The organism is Agaribacterium haliotis (genome assembly GCF_002312815.1).
Classification (GTDB): domain Bacteria; phylum Pseudomonadota; class Gammaproteobacteria; order Pseudomonadales; family Cellvibrionaceae; genus Agaribacterium; species Agaribacterium haliotis.
This window is the reverse complement of sequence record NZ_NKQJ01000018.1, coordinates 23,147-39,784: the sequence shown is the minus strand read 5'-3', so window position 1 is coordinate 39,784 and position 16,638 is coordinate 23,147. Positions and strand designations below refer to the sequence as shown.

At 48.0% G+C, this 16,638-nt stretch carries 12 protein-coding genes; 5 read left to right on the top strand and 7 right to left on the bottom strand.

Annotated features, from left to right (window positions below; genetic code table 11):
• Window positions 1-10: 10 nt before the first annotated feature.
• The 4 genes from CFK45_RS17230 to CFK45_RS17215 all read left to right on the top strand — a co-directional run bounded on the left by CFK45_RS17230 (window position 11) and on the right by CFK45_RS17215 (window position 6,340).
• Window positions 11-2,542 (top strand): ABC transporter permease, encoded by a 2,532-nt coding sequence (locus CFK45_RS17230; protein ID WP_096087690.1) that lies wholly within the window; start codon window positions 11-13, stop codon window positions 2,540-2,542.
• A gap of 73 nt (window positions 2,543-2,615) precedes the next feature.
• Window positions 2,616-4,142, top strand: coding sequence for a TolC family protein (locus CFK45_RS17225; RefSeq protein ID WP_096087689.1), 1,527 nt, complete (start codon window positions 2,616-2,618; stop codon window positions 4,140-4,142).
• Between the two features lie 436 nt (window positions 4,143-4,578).
• Entirely contained in the window at window positions 4,579-5,226 is a 648-nt protein-coding gene (locus CFK45_RS17220) for a flavodoxin family protein (RefSeq protein ID WP_096087688.1), read from the top strand.
• A 397-nt stretch (window positions 5,227-5,623) separates the two neighbouring features.
• Complete coding sequence (locus tag CFK45_RS17215; RefSeq protein ID WP_143247632.1) at window positions 5,624-6,340, top strand: type 2 periplasmic-binding domain-containing protein; 717 nt, start codon at window positions 5,624-5,626, stop codon at window positions 6,338-6,340.
• Between the two features lie 28 nt (window positions 6,341-6,368).
• Here CFK45_RS17215 and CFK45_RS17210 read toward each other — a convergent pair whose 3' ends face one another.
• The gene (locus CFK45_RS17210; RefSeq protein ID WP_096087686.1) at window positions 6,369-7,163 is read right to left on the bottom strand and encodes an aldo/keto reductase; all 795 of its coding nucleotides are present in this window, start codon (window positions 7,161-7,163) and stop codon (window positions 6,369-6,371) included.
• 563 nt (window positions 7,164-7,726) lie between these two features.
• Window positions 7,727-8,599, bottom strand: a complete 873-nt coding sequence (locus CFK45_RS17205; protein ID WP_096087685.1) for a delta-class carbonic anhydrase — start codon at window positions 8,597-8,599, stop codon at window positions 7,727-7,729.
• Window positions 8,600-9,314: 715 nt separating this feature from the next.
• Between CFK45_RS17205 and CFK45_RS17200 the strand changes: the two genes are divergently transcribed.
• A complete protein-coding gene (locus CFK45_RS17200) occupies window positions 9,315-11,837 on the top strand; it encodes a DUF5666 domain-containing protein (protein WP_096087684.1) in 2,523 nt (840 codons plus the stop codon).
• 343 nt (window positions 11,838-12,180) lie between these two features.
• Here CFK45_RS17200 and CFK45_RS17195 read toward each other — a convergent pair whose 3' ends face one another.
• From CFK45_RS17195 to CFK45_RS17175, 5 genes are all read right to left on the bottom strand, one after another.
• Window positions 12,181-13,392: an IS256 family transposase gene (locus CFK45_RS17195; protein ID WP_096087683.1), complete on the bottom strand. Its 1,212-nt coding sequence runs from the start codon at window positions 13,390-13,392 to the stop codon at window positions 12,181-12,183.
• A gap of 300 nt (window positions 13,393-13,692) precedes the next feature.
• Window positions 13,693-14,748, bottom strand: a complete 1,056-nt coding sequence (rsgA, locus tag CFK45_RS17190) for a ribosome small subunit-dependent GTPase A (RefSeq protein ID WP_096087704.1) — start codon at window positions 14,746-14,748, stop codon at window positions 13,693-13,695.
• Between the two features lie 207 nt (window positions 14,749-14,955).
• On the bottom strand, window positions 14,956-15,369 hold the full coding sequence (locus CFK45_RS17185) for a VOC family protein (protein ID WP_096087682.1): 414 nt from the start codon (window positions 15,367-15,369) through the stop codon (window positions 14,956-14,958).
• A gap of 71 nt (window positions 15,370-15,440) precedes the next feature.
• The gene (locus CFK45_RS17180) at window positions 15,441-15,860 is read right to left on the bottom strand and encodes an AraC family transcriptional regulator (RefSeq protein WP_096087681.1); all 420 of its coding nucleotides are present in this window, start codon (window positions 15,858-15,860) and stop codon (window positions 15,441-15,443) included.
• A gap of 41 nt (window positions 15,861-15,901) precedes the next feature.
• On the bottom strand, window positions 15,902-16,546 hold the full coding sequence (locus CFK45_RS17175) for a class I SAM-dependent methyltransferase (protein WP_096087680.1): 645 nt from the start codon (window positions 16,544-16,546) through the stop codon (window positions 15,902-15,904).
• Between the last annotated feature and the right edge of the window lie 92 nt (window positions 16,547-16,638).

The window sequence follows — 16,638 nt, the reverse complement described above, 5'->3', positions numbered from 1 at the left end:
GGGCGGAGCGATGAATGTATTCGGCAATATACAGTTTACCCTGCGCTTGTTTTTTAAAAACCTAAGTACAAGTTTGATTGCTGTACTGGTGTTATCCATTGGTTTGGCTATGTCCTTAACCATGTTTAACCTGAGCAAAATGATTATGTGGGACAACCCTCAGTTTACCGACGGCGAAGAACTTGTTGCGGTCGACTGGATTCGGAGTTTTAACCCAAACGGGCAAAACCAAGAGGGCGTCAACATCCTCGACTATGAGTATTTTGCTAACAACAACAGCAGTTTTAACGAGTTGGCAGCGTTTCACAGTCTCAATTATTCGGTTTATCACCCGGGCTCAAATCACGGAGTTGTGCGCTATCAGGCAGGTCGTGTCAGCGGAAATTTTTTCTCCATGTTAAATGTTCAGCCGCTGATGGGGCGTTTACCAGTGCTTGCCGATGCAGAAGCAAGCGCTGGAGATATGGTGCTGATCGGCTACAAAGTGTGGCAACAGGAGTTTGACGGCAGTGAAGATGTGATCGGCGAAACCCTGTTGCTCGATGGCACACCTCACCAGGTGATCGGTGTTATGCCCGATAATTTTTCATTTCCCTTTTCGCAGCAAATATGGAAACCCTACAACTGGCGCTGGGAAAAAGACGGGCGCGACAACGAATTTAAAGCCACGCTGCTCGGCACCTTAAAACCAGGTGTCAGCAAAGATCAGGCGCGCATGGACTTAGAAACAATGGCAAGCCATCTGCGCGAGCAGTTTCCCGAACACAACAAAGATCTTGTGCGTTTAAGTGTTAACCCTTACGGCTGGCTTATTGCCAATGAACAGGTGCGCGCGCTGATGTTTATGGTATTAATTGGTTCGCTGTTTGTACTGATGATCGCCAGTGCCAACGTCAGCAACTTATTGTTGGCCCGGGTAAGCAAGCGCCAGTTCGAACTGAGCATGCGCAAAGTACTCGGTGCAAGTCGCAGAGAAATTTCCATGCAAGTGGTGCTCGATGCACTGCTTATTGCGTTTTTTGGTTTTGTTCTTGCCTTTTTGATGGCCAGTTGGGCGTCGCGAATAATTTGGGGGCTGCTCTATGAACAGTACGGCGAGTTCCTGCCGTACTGGTGGAGCATGGACATCGATATCAAGGTATTTGTTTTCGGTATTTGTGTTGTACTGCTCGCTGTATTGGTGTCGAGCTTATCGGCGATTATTAAAATAAGTGGCCGCTACAATAACGATTCGCTAAAAGATAACTCGCGCACATCAAGTAGTTTAAGTTCAAGCCGCGCGGGCAATATTTTGATGTCGGTGCAGATTGGTTTAACGGTCATTCTTATTGTTACTGCCAGTTTTTTTGGTTTGACTGTAAGCGATGCACTTGACCGGCAGTTGCCGTGGCAACCTGAAAAAATCTTGCAAAATATGCTGTACGTCACGCATGAAGCCGGCTACGACAGCGAGGCGTCGGTGCAGACCTTCTACGACAGTGTCGAGCGAGAAGTCGCCGCGATTCCCGGCATTCGTCATGTCGCGTACGCTTATACGGCAAATTTGGCCGCCAATCTTCGCTCCGTTGAAATTGAAGGGCAGACCACACTTAGCAAAGAAGATTTAGTATCGGTTAATTCCAATATTGTCAGCGAACAGTATTTTGAACTACATGGTAAAAGCCCGGTTCAGGGGCGATTTTTCCTCAAAACCGATGATGCCGACAGCCGCCCGGTTGTTGTGATTAATCAGAATTTTGCCAATGAATTTTTCCCAGGGCAAAACCCTATCGGCAAGCGCCTGCGCCTAATGCAACCGGGCAATACCTGGGAGCCGCAGAATCGCGACAAAGACGACTGGACTCCCTGGATGACCGTTGTCGGGGTGACGCCAGCGCTGATATCAACTAAGGGTTATGAAAACGCCCGCGCTAGCGGTACAACCGGGCCGTATTTAAGTGTGTATTTAAACAATCGCCAGTGGATATCGCGGGTGATGAATGTGTTGGTAACAGCAGATGGCAGAATAGAAAATTACGCTCAAGATGTTAGCCAGGCTATTGCCAGTCAGAGCACAAAAATGGCGCCGCTTGGCAAGTATCAAACCATCGCCGGATTAATTGAGCAGAACGACATGTTTGCCAGGCTGATTATGAATTTTATTATCAGCTTTGCCGTGGTTGCACTGTTAATGGCGGCAGCGGGTTTGTACGGTATTGCTTCATTTACGGCGCAACAGCGCCAGCGCGAGTACGGTATCCATATGGCGCTTGGCGCCAATAAAAATAATGTGGTGATGCTTGTTCTAAAAACGGTGCGCTGGCAGTTGGGTATTGGCCTGTTTTTTGGTTTGCTGATTTCTGATGTGCTCGGGCGAGTAATGGAGCAAGCCTTGGGCTCAGGCCCCAATGGCATTGTCAACAGTGGTTTTGAGGTCAATGCTTATTTGGTTTACGCCGGCACCCTGGTTTTGGTTACTTTGGTATTGGGCCTGGCGCTATTGGTGCCGGCGCTGCGCACTGCCTCTATTAAACCCAATATTGCCCTGCGTGCTTACGCCTAGTTTTATTTTAGATTTGTCTTTTTTTGGTTAGAGCCGGGCCTGGCCCGGTTCTTCGCGCTCTTTGGAGACTTTCATGCGCTCACTCCCTAACACTCAACAGCGCCTTATTGTGCTTTTGTTCTCGGGTGTATTTTTTATTGTTTTTTCCTTTTCAGTTAAGCCCGCCTGGGCGAATACCTCGCAGCAACAAATATTTAAAATCGATCTGGAACAAGCTATTAGTTTGGCATTTAGTTCGAGCTACCAGCTTAAACTTGCGGAATTTAACCCCGAATACGCACAACAAGATTTAGAACTCGCTAAAGCCCGGCACGATGCGGAGTTTTTTAGCAGCTATAACGAGGGCGATGGTAAAACCAGCAGTGAACTATTTTCTGCGCCGTCGGCAAGTGCGCAAAAAAGTGCGGCGTCAGGCCTTCGCGGCTTATTGCCAACGGGCACAAAGTGGCGCCTCGGTGTCGATGCGCGTTCGTATGAAAGCGGTGAGATACTTTTGCCCGATGCCTCCGGTTATTACAGCTCGCTTGAAATCATTCAGCCTTTGTTAAAAGGCGCGTGGCTGGCATCGGCCTACAGCGATGTTCGCCTTCAACAAAACAACCAAAAGCTCGCTCAACTGCAGTTTAAAGATGACATGATGAGCTTGGTTAAAGATGTGGTTGCGGCTTACGTCGATATGTACGCAGCGCAGCAGGGTTTAAATATTGCTATTGAAAACCGTGATTTGGCTAAGCAAACGCTTGAGCAAGAGCAGGAGCGACACCGCCTTGGCAAAGTTGCGCAGAGCGATTTATATCGCCCCGATGCGACCTATGCGCTGCGCGAAGATGCCGTTATTCGCGCAGAGCAGCTTTTGCGTTTACAGGAAAATAGTTTAAAAGCACTGCTGTTTAGTGATCTTGATGCGGTTATGGGGCGCGTGCAGGTTGCAACGCTGCCTGCAATCATTGAGGTAGATGTGGATACCAAGGCTGATTTTGATCAGGCCTTGGCCTTGCGCCCTGATTTTAATATTGCTCAATTACAGCAACAAAATCGCCAGACGGAACTCAAGCGCGATCAGCGCAATCGCCTGCCCCAGCTCGACTTAGTGATGCGTTATCAACAGAGTTCGGAAACGGCCGAACGCGGCTTAGACCAAGCCTACGAGGCCTACCGGGGTGAACACGAAGCGGGCCACTATGTCGGCTTAAACTTTTCTGTACCGCTGACTAACAAGCAGGGCCGGGCTCAGGCTCGGCGCTCGCAATTGGCACTGCGCCAGGCGCAGTTACAGATCAAACAGTTGGAACAGCGCATATTGTTGACGTTGGATACCGCCGCCTATCGTTTAAGGCAGGATTGGAAACGAGTTGAGGCAGCCAAACGCTCGGTGCAACTTGCCCAGCTGACATTAAACGCCGAAGAGGAAAAAATGGCTGTTGGGCGCAGCAATAACTTTTTTGTGCTCGATTTACAAAGTCGCCTCGCCGCAGCGCGCAGTCAACAGGTCAGCGCCGATGCGAGTTATATCAAAAGTTACGTCGAGTACCTGCGCCAGAACGGCCGTATTCTTGAGTACTTAGAAAACGAGCCGCGTAGCTCCGGTGCAGGTGTTTAAGCCTTAGCGCCGACTCCCCGTTTTTTGCGGGTAGGGCCTGTTAACACTAATTAAATGCACGCTGTTGCGCCCCTCATTCTGCTATCTAGGCGTTTGGAGCGCAGTTTGGTTGCTCCAAATAAGCGACAAACAACACAGAGAGCGGGATGAGGGGCACAACCCGAAGGGCTGGGCCTGAATATCCGCCCCGATGCGTTACTTATCGCTTATTTAGCTTGCTAAACTGCACTCAAAGTGCCTTTCTGGTCGAATACTCAGGCTCCAGCAGAGCGTATTTAATTAGTGTTAACAGGCCCTAGTACATTTGTCTCATTTTTTTTGTAATTCGACTCACCGCGCAGTTTTTGTGTTTAAAAAAGTGAGATAGTTAGGCTTAAGTTTTCGATTATTTAGCTGCTATGTGCTGCTCAAACGAGTAGCTGCTCAGGAGAGCCCGATGAGAACGATTTCTCTTGTCTTTTATCATGCCCGCGATATTAGCGCTGGCGACGCCGTGCTCAGTGAAGCTTGTCAGGCACAGCTTGACGCGCTGGTGCAGGCAATGATCGAGTTTGAGGCAACCAAGGTTGAACAAATTGCCATCGGTGAAGATGGCCTTATCACAGCCGAGCAGTGGTTAACTTTGGACGCCTCCGACGCCATTGTTTTTGCTTCGTCGACATCGCTGGGCAGCATTGCCTGGCAGTTTGAAAAGTTTGCAATCGACAGCCATCAACGCCACGGCGATTTCAATCTCAATTGGCAAAATAAATTGGCTGCGGGTTTTAGTTTTAGCGATGCCCCTGGTGACGAGGGCCGGGCGGTGTTGAATTGGTTGGTATCGTTTGCCATGCGCCACTTGATGCTTTGGGTCGGCTGCGCAGACAGGGCAATTAGCCCGGTGGTTGCCGACGATATTCGCTATGGCGAGCGCGGCGGTCAAAGCGGCCTTACCCTCAGTACGGGCTCGTCTTTGTTATCGTCACCGCTGGCTGCGGGGACAACAACAAGTGCGGGCGTCTTGTCTCACTGCCGAAATTTTGGCCAGCGCATTGCCGAGCGCACTCACAGCTTGCCGCGCACGGCATTAGACATCGCTTGTTAGGGCAGTTGCCTCGGGCTAGCTTGTCTAGATATTGATCGCTCTGTGATGTTCTATTGCGCAACTTTAGCCAAAAACATTTAAACGCTTGTTTTGTTGATTGCGGCCGGCATGCTTCTTTGCCAAGATAGAGCTATTCACAGGCGCACTTTGTTTTGTGTATTGCGCCTGTAAATCGGACCTGCTGAACTCTGCGCCAATGTTACGATCATCGAGCTTTTATTTTTTCTTGTGTTGTGTTTTTTTTGCACAGTCAGGCTCGTTACATGCAGCTGAGCACGATAGCGCTTTAGCGCCGGGCAGTGTTGATTTTAGCGCTGCGGCTCCCCCCGCGGGGCTGACATTTGTTGCGCGCGGTTTACCTAAGCTCTGGCAAGAACAGCTCGGCGAGCAAAGTTGCGTGGATTATTCCCTGCCCAAAGGTCACGACTTTACGCGAGGTTTTTACGAAACTCTGATCGCCTGCAAAGCCCTGCGTGCAGCGGGCTGGCAGATGCCGTTGACCATGCTCGATGCGCCGAGTCACGCCCGCGCCATACGTTTGCTCGAAGATGGCCGTGCCGATATCCTAACTGAGAGTGCCTGGCTCAGTGACGGTGATACAAGCAAGGTCTATGTCAGCGATGCATTAATACGCCGGGGCTACTTTGTAAAAGGTCTGTACAGTCTGACGGACCACCCGATTTTATTAAGTGCTCAGCCACAGCGAGATTACAAAAATTATAAAGGTATTACGGTTGAATTTTGGCATCACGATAAAGCCGCGTTAAATTCAATTACCGATAATTCTGTATTAACTGCCCAGCACACCCGCATGCATCAGATGTTGATGGCGGGCAGGGCGGATTTTACGCTGTATAAATTTTCCACTCGCGATGATTTGTTAACCAATATTGAAGGGGTGCCCGCGCTGCCAGTGCCGGGGGTGAAAGTCGCACTCGACGGCAGCCGGCATTTTTTAATCAATAAAAATAAGCCTTACGCCAGGGCCCTGCTGCGAGCAATAAATGAAGGTATGGCCTTTTTGCGTCAGAGTGAGGACCTTGAAGCCTTTGTTGGGACCTCTCCTAAACAGGTGCGCAATTGGATTTTATTAAATCCCAGCCATATTCAGTAAGCTGACTCTTCAATAGGCTCTGGAATCGTTAATCCCAGCGTGGGCACCAATCTTCATCGACTAGGCGCATGCCTCTGTCCAGCGTTTTTATTTGTTTTATCTCCTCGGCACTCAGCTGCAGTTTACCGGCATCGAGGTTTTCTTGAATACGCATCTTTGATGCTGATGATGGAATAACCGCATAACCCTGATTCATTAAAAATGCTAACGCGACCTGACTGGCACTGGCTTGGTGCCGTGAGGCAATATCATTTAAAAGCGGGTCGTCGAGCAGGGCGCCGCGGGCCAGCGGTGAATAGGCGGTGATGACAATACCCAGTTTTTTGCAGTGTTCAACAATGGCATTATTTTGCATATATGCGTGCAGCTCAACTTGATTGCAGGTAATTTGCTCATCACCGAGCAGAGGCAGGCAGGCGTCGAGATAGGCTTTGGTGAAATTTGAAACGCCGATTGCATCGCACAGCCCCTGTTGTTTCACTTGCAGTAATTGAGCAAAATAATCTTGTAGTGGGTATTTGTCGTACAGTGATGGGAAGTGTAAAAGCAGCAGGTCGACTCGGTCGCAGCCGAGCTCTTGTAAAGAGCGTTCAACGCTCGGAGCAACTTCGCCGGGGCCGTAGTTAACCGGGTCGACCTTGGTGGTGATAAAAATATCGCCGCGTTGAATTGCGCTGTCTTGTATCGCTTTGCCGACGGCATTTTCGTTGGCATAGGCCTGGGCGGTATCAATATGGCGGTAGCCGAGCTCAAGCGCGTCGAGCACGCCTTGGTAGGCTTGTTGTTCGTCTCGATTCCAGGTGCCGTAGCCTATTTGGGGCATTTTTTTTGCGTGCTTAGCTGTATTAGAGGAGCTCGGCATTGTCATCTACCTTGTGCCGTTAGGTGGCGAGTTCATTTCGGTTTGCTTGTTTTATTGTGTTAGCAGGCCCTAGCTTACCAGAACCAATAAGGTAAAACACACTAGCCCTGCAGCGACGCTGTAGCTCGTTATGCGTTTATTGTTTGTTTGAGCTCAATGGTATAAGTGCTAGTTTTCGACGTTCCTTTTAGGCCCCAAGTGTAGAGGCTACCTGTAATAAAGAACATTAATAACACGGGAAAAAAAGCTCGCCAAGATAAGGTGGCTTTTTACCAATAACACTCGGTTCATCGCTGCTTCCTTGTTTTGTGTCCATACAGAGGCGCACTGTTTTACTAGCGCCTTAACTTTAAAGTATTTTGCGTTGCGAGCTATAAGGCCCCGCGTCTCGCTTTTTCGCTCTAGCAGCGTTGTTTGTGTTGGCCGATAAACTTAAGCGGTAGAGCCGGCGTGTGAACAGCCCTTAGCGCAAATGCAGGGGCTTAAGCTCTTTTTGCTGTTTCTACCGCTGAAGCTTGTTTAAATTACTTGATTTTGGCAAGTAGCTCGGGGTTTGTAACCAGGTTGCGCACGCCGTGGGCGTGGTCTTCATTAAACTGGTTTTTTTCACACCAGCGGCCGACACTCTCAATAGTCACTTTGGCGACTTTGGGGTGCACACTCCAGCTGACCTGAAAAGGGGAGCCGTGCTCGTTATAACCCGGCCCGGTGGTGGAGCCGAGGTAGTTAACGGGCTGGCCGGTATTATTTAATATATTTGGCGCCTGGTAGAGGCCCTCCATCTTTTTCACTTTGGTTAAATCAACAAAGTCGAGCGCATTACTATCGTTGACCAGTACAAACACTTGAGCTTCAACCCGCAGTTGCGGGTTGTTGATGGCATCGTTTAAGCACGACGCGAGCGTTGGCCCGGGTTGGATTTGCGCGCTGGAGTGCACGTAGTGCACTTCAATAGTGTCGCCAACTTCCAGGCCGCCGTGTTCGCCTTGGCAAACTGGCTTAGCCCAGGCCTTGCTCTCAGAAGGGCTTAACTGCCCTGCGTATTTGTAACCGCTTTGATAACCGTGGCCATCGCCATTGCCTGCATAACGGCTAAATTCACCGCCGGCGTGTTCGGCGTTTTTGTGCATATGAATATTGCACAAGTTCATCTGGCTATAGGCGGGCGCCTCGGCAAACACTACCGGGTTAGCGCCGGCACTGTTGTCGATATTTCGCGGCGACTGAGGGCCAAAACCTTGGCCCGCAGTGTTTGCGGCAAGATTTTTACGCTGTTTGGCGATAAGGCTATCACTGATTGTTTGGCTGTGGAGCTCGCTCTTTGCGGCTGCCAGGGAAAGAGCGCTGGGCAATGACAAAGCTGCGATCGCAGCTAAGCTTAGAAGCTTATATTTCATACTACATCCTTTTTGAAAAAACACTACAAGCGGCAACTGCTGGTGCCGCTGATGAAGCTTAACAAGTTGTTTAAAAAAACGTCCTGCACCGCTGGGCAAGTTTAGCGATGTTGGAAGTTATTAAAAATGCCGAGTCTCATCTGTGTGAGCTTGATGATGAGCGAGTAAACCCGCAAGAACGCTGCGCAAAAAAATTTTAGTGCAACACTATGCTTTGTATTTGATCCATCTGGAATTGAAATCATTCAAGTCAGTAAATGCTTACCGCTTCTTAAGTTTGAGTGTTTTTTATTGGGCTTGATTATATTTTATTGGTTTTATGTTGTGTTTTTGCTTCTAAAGTATGTTGTTTTGTGTGTGGGTATCTAAGTCGGTTTTGATTGCTCCATGCAAATGCCGTTGATTTTTCTATTTTGTCGTTACTTGCCTTAGCGAGCTTTGTCTGTTTTTCGTGCTTTTGGTCACAATGACTGCGAGCTCGTTGTCTCAGTTTTTTTTATTAGCGCTGCATCTCGTCCGAAGTCGCTTTTTAAATATTTTTAGCCGTGTAGTTTTTCCATCCGAGCTTTGCAGTAGGTGGACTTACTTGCGAGCCACATGTCACCGCTTAATAAAACTAAAAACCGTGAAAAGTGGTAAGAAAAAACATCAACACTAGTTGGAAAAATATCAAAAACTTGAGGTAAGTTTTTGATGCGTCAGGAGTGAAATACCCATGAAAAAAATTAGTAAAAAGTTAGTTTTAGCTTCAGCAATTTCTGCTGTACTTGCCGCGTGCGGAAGCGGTTCAGAGGGCGATGCGAATAGTGCGGCTGCCTACGGTGGTCAAATAAACCCAACGGGTAACACCAGTTCTGCTGTTAAGCAAAAAGCGACTGCTGTAACGGCACTTGGTGAAAACGAAGCCAGCGGTGAAGTTGTGGTTAACGGCAAACGTTACAATAGTGACCATGCACAAATAACTATTGATGGTGAGCCTGCAGTTAAAGAAGATTTAGATCGCGGTATGTTGGTTGAGGTAGACGCCGAAGAGGATGGTCAAGGCGAAGCTAAAGCCAAGCATATTCGTTTTTACAGTAAGCTTGCCGGAGAAATTGAAGCAATTAATGTAGGCGCTCAAACCCTGACTGTTATGGGTACCGAAGTCTTGTTAACAGCGGATACTAAATACGGTAAGAGCATTGATGAAGTCACGCTTGCGCCATTAGCTGAAGGTGTGCAGGTGCGCATCAGCGGGCGCAGCAATGAAGACGGTAGCATTGTGGCTACCCGCATCGATACTTTCCAAGAGCGCGAAATGAAAGATCGCCTTTCTGGTGTAATTGAAAGCATTGATACAGCAGCGAGTACGCTGATTATTGATGGTCAGGTAGTTGATTTCCTTGATGCTGATCTGATTCATGCAGATATGCTTGAGGCAGGTCTTGAAGTATTTGTTGTCGGCAAGCTTGGCGAAACAAGCCTCGATGCAGACAAAGTTTTTGTTATTCCAGAGCAGCGTGATTTCGCGAAAGAGTATCAAGAAAAGCGTGTTGAGCTTACTGGAAAAATTGAGGTTGAACAGGGCCGATTTACAATTGATGGTTTCAGTCTCGAAGGCTTAGACTTAGAAGACTTTGAAAATGGCAGCTACGCTGAGCTACAAGAAGGCAAACTGGCTGTTATTAAAGGCTCAGTTGATCAAGGCGGCGATATTGATGTTGACTCGGTTAAATTTGAGCGCCCCTCAACAACCCGCATGATGGGGCGTGTAGAAAAAGTAGACGTGGACAATGGTCGTGTGATCATCGATGGCAAGGAGTTTGTTATCGATGATGGAACTCGATTTAATGATGAGTTTCAGCAAGAGCGTATCTTTGACCTTGAGGATATCGATGTTGGCGATCGCGTGATGCTTGATGCGTATAAAGAGCGTCAAGATGGTATGACCGCAAACGAGCTGACTTTAATTAAAGAAGCTAAAGCTCGCAAAGCCAGCTTGCATACTAAAATTGAAAGTGTTTCCGGTCAGCAGCTCATTACCGTTGATGGTGTTGTGGTTGCATTGAGTGAAAAGACTCATATCACAGCGTCTGCAAAACTTGATGAGCTTACTTTGGGTAGTGACGGCGACGAGTTATTTATTGCCGGTATTTACAATGAAGAAGGTGTTCTTCAGGCTAAGTTTGTCACGGCAATGAACGCAACGCCTGACTTTGAGTTTATGCCTCGTCCAGAAATGGCTCCAGAAGATAAGCTTGAGCAACTTGATGGTTTGACTGATCAAACCGAAGACATGGTCAAGGTTCTTCAGGACCAGCTAATTGATGCTGAAGGCATACAGTTTGAGTATGTCGGTGAAGAGTTTGTCGAGTTTGAAAACAGCGTAAAAGAGCTCGAAGATCGTGTTATCGATCACGCTCATGTGATGGACGAAGCTGATATTGAAGCTATGAAAGCTCGTATCGAAGAGCTGCAAAAAGATGTCAATGAAATGCCTGAATTTGAATTCCCAGAATTCGATCAAGGCGAGCGTCCAGAGTTCGAAGGCGAGCGTCCAGAGTTCGAAGGCGAGCGTTCAGAGTTCGAAGGCGAGCGTCCAGAGTTCGAAGGCGAGCGTTCAGAGTTCGAAGGCGAGCGTTCAGAGTTCGAAGGCGAGCGTCCAGAGTTCGAAGGCGAGCGTCCAGAGTTCGAAGGCGAGCGTCCAGAGTTCGAAGGTGAGCGTCCAGAGTTCGACGGTGAGTTTGACAAAGAGGCGGTTATTGAGCGCTTGCAGAAAGTACTTGAATACCTGCAAGAACTTGGCGACGAAGAAGGCGCTGCGCATATCGAGCAGTTACTGGCAAATACCGATGAGCTTGAAGCCATGCTTGATCAATGGTTAGAAAGTCACAAAAACTTCGGTCGCGATCCAGAGCTTGAAAAAGAAATGCAAGAGCGCTTTGAATCTTTGCGCGAATGTGCGGAAGAAAAGCGCGAGCTAGAAGGCGATATGGCTGATTGGCCTGAAGCTGGTGAGAACGCTGCAGATCACTATCGTGAAGCAATGAAAGAGAAGCTTACTGCGATGATCGAGCGTATTCAGCAGAGCGAAGAGTTAACTGAAGAGCAAAAAGCTGAAAAAATTGCTGAGCTTGAAGCGACACTTGCTGCAATTGCTGAAGAAGAAAGTGCCGAACAAGGCAGCGATGATGCTGAGATGGGTTCAGAGGAGCCTGCCGAGCAAGACAAAGCTAAACCAGAGTCATTTTCGTTCTAAATAGTTTTAGCCGCTCAGCTAAAGGTTGAGTGGCTATGCATTTAAAATACGAAAATCTTGCTGTTTCTTGTAGGGTGAATTGATCTCAATTTCTTTTCAAAAATGAATGCAGTGTGGGGCGCGTGTATAAGGTTTATCTCTATATACGACGCCCCATTTTTGTATGTGATGTATCAATCATGGGGAAAGGCTTTGTATGAAGATGCGGATCCAAAAGTTCCCGTACCCGACTACCCTGGTGATTTGATTTGGTCTGACGAAAAGCGGGTATATAAGGGGCCAGTGTTGAATGTAGCTAGAGGCCATAATCGACCCTGTAAATAATTCTGTGTAACTGCCAGGGTTAAATATAATCGACCAAGCGGTCTTCGAACTCGATCATAAACCGATTCAAGGCCGCCTTCCAATTTCTAATCGGCATCGACCATTTTTTCGATGCATCCATGATCGCCAAGTACACTACCTTTTTAGCAGAGTCGTCCGTAGGGAAGAGCTTACGCTTTTTGATGGCGCTGCGTATTACGCTGTTGAGCGATTCGATCGCGTTGGTTGTGTAGATAGCCTTCCTGATGTCGACAGGATAATCGAACAGCGTATTGAGGTTGTGCCAGTGCGTACGCCAGGACCGACTGATTTGCGGATACTTTTCGCTCCACTTATCTTCCAGCTTCTCTAGCGCCAGCAGAGCCTCATCCTCGGTTACTGATTGATATATAAGCTTAAGGTCGGATGCGACAGCCTTGTAGTCTTTCCACGGAAAGTAGCGCACTGAGTTGCGAACCATGTGCACGATACACAGTTGAATGCGGGTTTGCGGGAACACCGTATTGATTGCATCAGGGAAGCCTTTAAGGCCATCGACACAAGCAATCAGTATGTCGTTCACTCCGCGATTTTGAAGCTCGGTTAAAACACTAAGCCAGAACTTAGCGCCTTCGTTCTCAGCGATCCATAAGCCCATCAACTCCTTCTGGCCTTCCATGTTTACGCCAAGCGCCAGATAGATAGATTTGTTAATGACTTGCTTGTCCTGCCTGATTTTAACGACGATACAGTCTAGGTAAACAATAGGGTAAACGGCATCAAGAGGTCGGCTCTGCCACTCAACAACCTGCTCAAGCACCGCATCAGTTACTTTGGAGATGAGCGTAGGCAATACTTCCGCACCGTACATTTCCTTGAAGGTGGTGACGATCTCGCGCGTTGTCATACCCTTGGCGTACAAGCTCAGGATCTTGTCATCCATCGACTGGAAACGTGTTTGATGTTTCTTAACGAGCTGAGGCTCAAAGCTACCGTCGCGGTCGCGCGGGGTCTCCAGCAGCACCTCGCCGTCCTCAGTCTTTAGCTTCTTGCTGCTGTGACCGTTTCGGGAGTTACTATTGGAATTGGATTTGTCGTGCTTGTCGTAGCCGAGATGATCATCCAGCTCCGCATTCAAAGCAGTCTCGACCGTGACCTTCATGAGCATCTGCCGAAAATCGGCCAGGTCACTTTCTGACTTAATGGATTTAGCTGCCTCGCGAGCGAGGGCTTCTAGTTCTTGCTTGTTCATTGCTGCCTATCCTTAGCCGTTACGGCTAGTATGATAGGCAGTTACACAGTTTTATCTACAGTCTCCCATAATCACTTATTAAACTTCCCTTATTAAATGCCCCTGCCGCGATCCTCATTCTGCTATTAAGGCGTTTGGGGCGTAGTTTGTTCGGCACATCCTTGTGCTCCCCCCCCGTTCGGGGCTGGTGCGCAAAACCGTTTCTCGCACTTTATTTACTTGCTCCAAATAAGCGGCAAACATCACGTAGAGCGGCATGAGTCCCTTCTTGCTAAGTCTTTCGTTAGCTTGTTTAGCGTATCATTGCCGGCCAGTTTTTTGTTTATGTAGTTTTACGCCTTTTATTAACTTGCCAAAGCTTCGGTCTTTTGCGCGTTTTTCGGCCAGACTTGCGTTTGCAAATTCATTTTCGCGCAAGAGTTTGTGAAAACTATTTAATCTTCGCCTATCTATTTTCCCATCTTCAATTGCTGCCAGCACAGCACATCCCGGCTCGTTTATATGCTTGCAATCGGAAAATTGGCAATGACTAGATAAGCCTTCGATATCTTCAAATACATGGCTCAAGGCCTGACCTACGTCGGCAACTCGCAATTCTCGCATCCCGGGTACATCAATAATAAGCCCACCTGATGCAAGCCTATAGAGTTCTCTATGTGTGGTTGTATGCCGGCCTTTTTTGTCGTGCTCTCTAATGCCTCCGGTTGCAGCCAGGCTATGCTCTGCTAACGCATTGAGTAGCGTCGATTTACCAACGCCAGACGAGCCTAGCAGTGCAATGGTTGCACTGTTATCTATCCAGCCTTTTACATCGTCTAGTGTGCGTGCATCAAGCGCGTTTATCTGTTCCACGGCGACCCCGGCCTGAACGCTGCGAGCTCGCTGAATATAATTGCTTATATCGCCTGCGAGATCAGTCTTGCTAAGGACAATAACGGGCATGGCTCCGGCTTCGCTGCACAAAGCCAGGTAGCGTTCAAGGCGGGACTCATTAAACTCTTCGTTACACGAGGTGACGATAAATACCACATCGATATTTGCAGCGATAAGCTGAAACTGAGTGGTGTTTCCCGAGCCTATACGTTTAAACAGGCTCTTTCTCTCGAGCACCCGCTCAACCCGGCTTAGGGCCTCATCCAAAATGACCCAGTCACCAACGGTGGGGCGATCGATGGGCTCTGCCTGCTGCAACTTGACGCTTAGCTCAACCTTTCTATGTTGGTCGGCGCATGTTACCGCTATTACGGATCTCTGCACGGAAATAACACGCCCCAGCCGGCTTTGCATGACACTGAGCTCATGCAACTGTTGTGCAAAAAAAGGTACAAAGCCGAGGTTTTTTAATGTGTCATTCATTGTGCTTTCCAAGTGATTTGGCAGCCGGCTGAGAATAAAGCGTTTAATCTGGCAATGGCGTTTAGAGTCTATTTTATACCACTGTACCCTGAAGTAGGCGATGCGCGGCGCGCCCATTGTGAATATATCTATATGGCTTGAGGCAGCGCCTTGGCCTTGTAGCAGAAACACCAGCTTTGCTGGTGCCCTGTAGTTTTCTTGAATGAGTTATTTTTTTCGCTGTACCAAACTAAACCAGTTGCCAGAGTTATCCAAAGCCATGGCTTCTATGCCGTAAAGCTGCTGCGTTGGAGTCTGGATAAACTGCACGCCTTTAGCTGCGAGTTGTTCGTAGGTTTTTTGGCAGTCTTCGCTTTCAAAGACTCCGGCTCCAAAGGCGCCTTGTTGAATCAAACTTCGTATTGCCTCGGCGGATTCTTTGCTGAACATCGGCCCTTCTTTGGGTTCTGCCAATACCAGTTGAAAGTTTTTTTGGGATTTTGCATGTACGGTTAACCAGCGAAAGCCACCTTCGACACTCATATCATCACCGAGCTCAAAGCCCAACTTGTTTGTATAAAAATCAAGCGCTTCATTCTGGTCGAGTACATAGATTGTTGCATGTGCGATAGATGTGATCATTGTTATATCCCTGATTGATAATTCATCCGTATTTTATCGAAATAGCCTAGCTGTTATTTCTCCGATCTTGCTCAATTCGCCCTAATGCCTAAAAACTGATAAGCGTAACAGGCAGGAATAGCCTGCGAGGGGAAACGGTATTTTTCAGCGGATAGCGACCAAAGCCTGCGGCGATATAAACTAGGCGACATACCAACTTGTTGTGAAAATAACGAAGAAAAACTACCAAGGCTTAGGTAGCCAACCTGCTCGCAGACCTCTGAGATACTTAGGTTTTCCGTAATCAGCATTCTTTTGGCTTGCGCTATGCGCAGGCGAATCAAATATTCGTTGGGTGTTTCCCCATAAGTTTGTTTGAACACGCGCAAAAAGTGATACGGGGACATGTTTGATTGCTGAGCGATGCCAGATAAGCTAAGCGGTGCCTGAAAGTTTTCAGCAATATAATCTCTGCCTGTATTTAACCGCTCAAGTTTATAAGGGCACGCCATAAAATATACTTTGTTATTCGCATAAAATGCCAGGGCTTAACTTATTTTGTCTGTGGCTGTGGCGCTTTTAACGCAATAACAAATAAGCTGGGCCCATTTTGCCACTGGTAATCAATTTCAAAGCCGGCTTGTTGTATATCTTGAACCAGCCTGGCGGCTTTGAAAAATTTCACATCGGGAAATATACCCAGCGCGCTGCATATTGGCCAGATGGGTTTTAATAGGCTCCAGGCGCCACTTAAGCAAACTGTGGATGAAATAAATATGCCGCCAGGTTTTAGCTGTTGATACAGTTGCCGAAGTACGGCCTGCCTATCTGGTACCAGGTGCAACAGGCTGTGCGCCATAACCATATCAAACTCTTTTGCTTGTATCTCGTGCTTTTTATTGTCGCTGCTAATATCTGCGCAAATAAACTCTACGTTTTCTATGTTTTGCTTAGCCGCTTTTTCTTTGGCTATTTCGATCATGCGCGAAGAGAAGTCAACGGCAAACACCTTGTTTACAAAGCTCGCGTGGCGAAGTGCGGTGGTGCCGGTGCCGCAGCCAATTTCAAGCAGGTCCATATCGCTGCGCATACGCGCTTGGCTGAGTGCCAGCTTCTTTTCATACACCGCTTCGTTGGCCACGGGTTTGGCGGCGTAGTTGTCGGCAATTTTATTCCAAAAGCGGGTTTTATCTGTCATCTCTGCTCCAACGCAGCTGTTTCGGGCTTAACAGTTTTGAGGCCTTGCAGTGTAAGCTTGCGTATGTGGATGTAAAATAGCAGTATTCGCAA

Excerpts from the sequence above, each read along its gene's own strand:
- CFK45_RS17230 (WP_096087690.1), top strand. The coding sequence starts at position 11 with ATGAATGTATTCGGCAATATACAGTTTACCCTGCGCTTGTTTTTTAAA.
- CFK45_RS17225 (WP_096087689.1), top strand. The coding sequence starts at position 2,616 with ATGCGCTCACTCCCTAACACTCAACAGCGCCTTATTGTGCTTTTGTTC.
- CFK45_RS17220 (WP_096087688.1), top strand. The coding sequence starts at position 4,579 with ATGAGAACGATTTCTCTTGTCTTTTATCATGCCCGCGATATTAGCGCT.
- CFK45_RS17210 (WP_096087686.1), bottom strand. The coding sequence starts at position 7,163 with ATGCCCCAAATAGGCTACGGCACCTGGAATCGAGACGAACAACAAGCC.
- CFK45_RS17205 (WP_096087685.1), bottom strand. The coding sequence starts at position 8,599 with ATGAAATATAAGCTTCTAAGCTTAGCTGCGATCGCAGCTTTGTCATTG.
- CFK45_RS17200 (WP_096087684.1), top strand. The coding sequence starts at position 9,315 with ATGAAAAAAATTAGTAAAAAGTTAGTTTTAGCTTCAGCAATTTCTGCT.
- CFK45_RS17195 (WP_096087683.1), bottom strand. The coding sequence starts at position 13,392 with ATGAACAAGCAAGAACTAGAAGCCCTCGCTCGCGAGGCAGCTAAATCC.
- rsgA (WP_096087704.1), bottom strand. The coding sequence starts at position 14,748 with ATGAATGACACATTAAAAAACCTCGGCTTTGTACCTTTTTTTGCACAA.
- CFK45_RS17185 (WP_096087682.1), bottom strand. The coding sequence starts at position 15,369 with ATGATCACATCTATCGCACATGCAACAATCTATGTACTCGACCAGAAT.
- CFK45_RS17180 (WP_096087681.1), bottom strand. The coding sequence starts at position 15,860 with ATGGCGTGCCCTTATAAACTTGAGCGGTTAAATACAGGCAGAGATTAT.
- CFK45_RS17175 (WP_096087680.1), bottom strand. The coding sequence starts at position 16,546 with ATGACAGATAAAACCCGCTTTTGGAATAAAATTGCCGACAACTACGCC.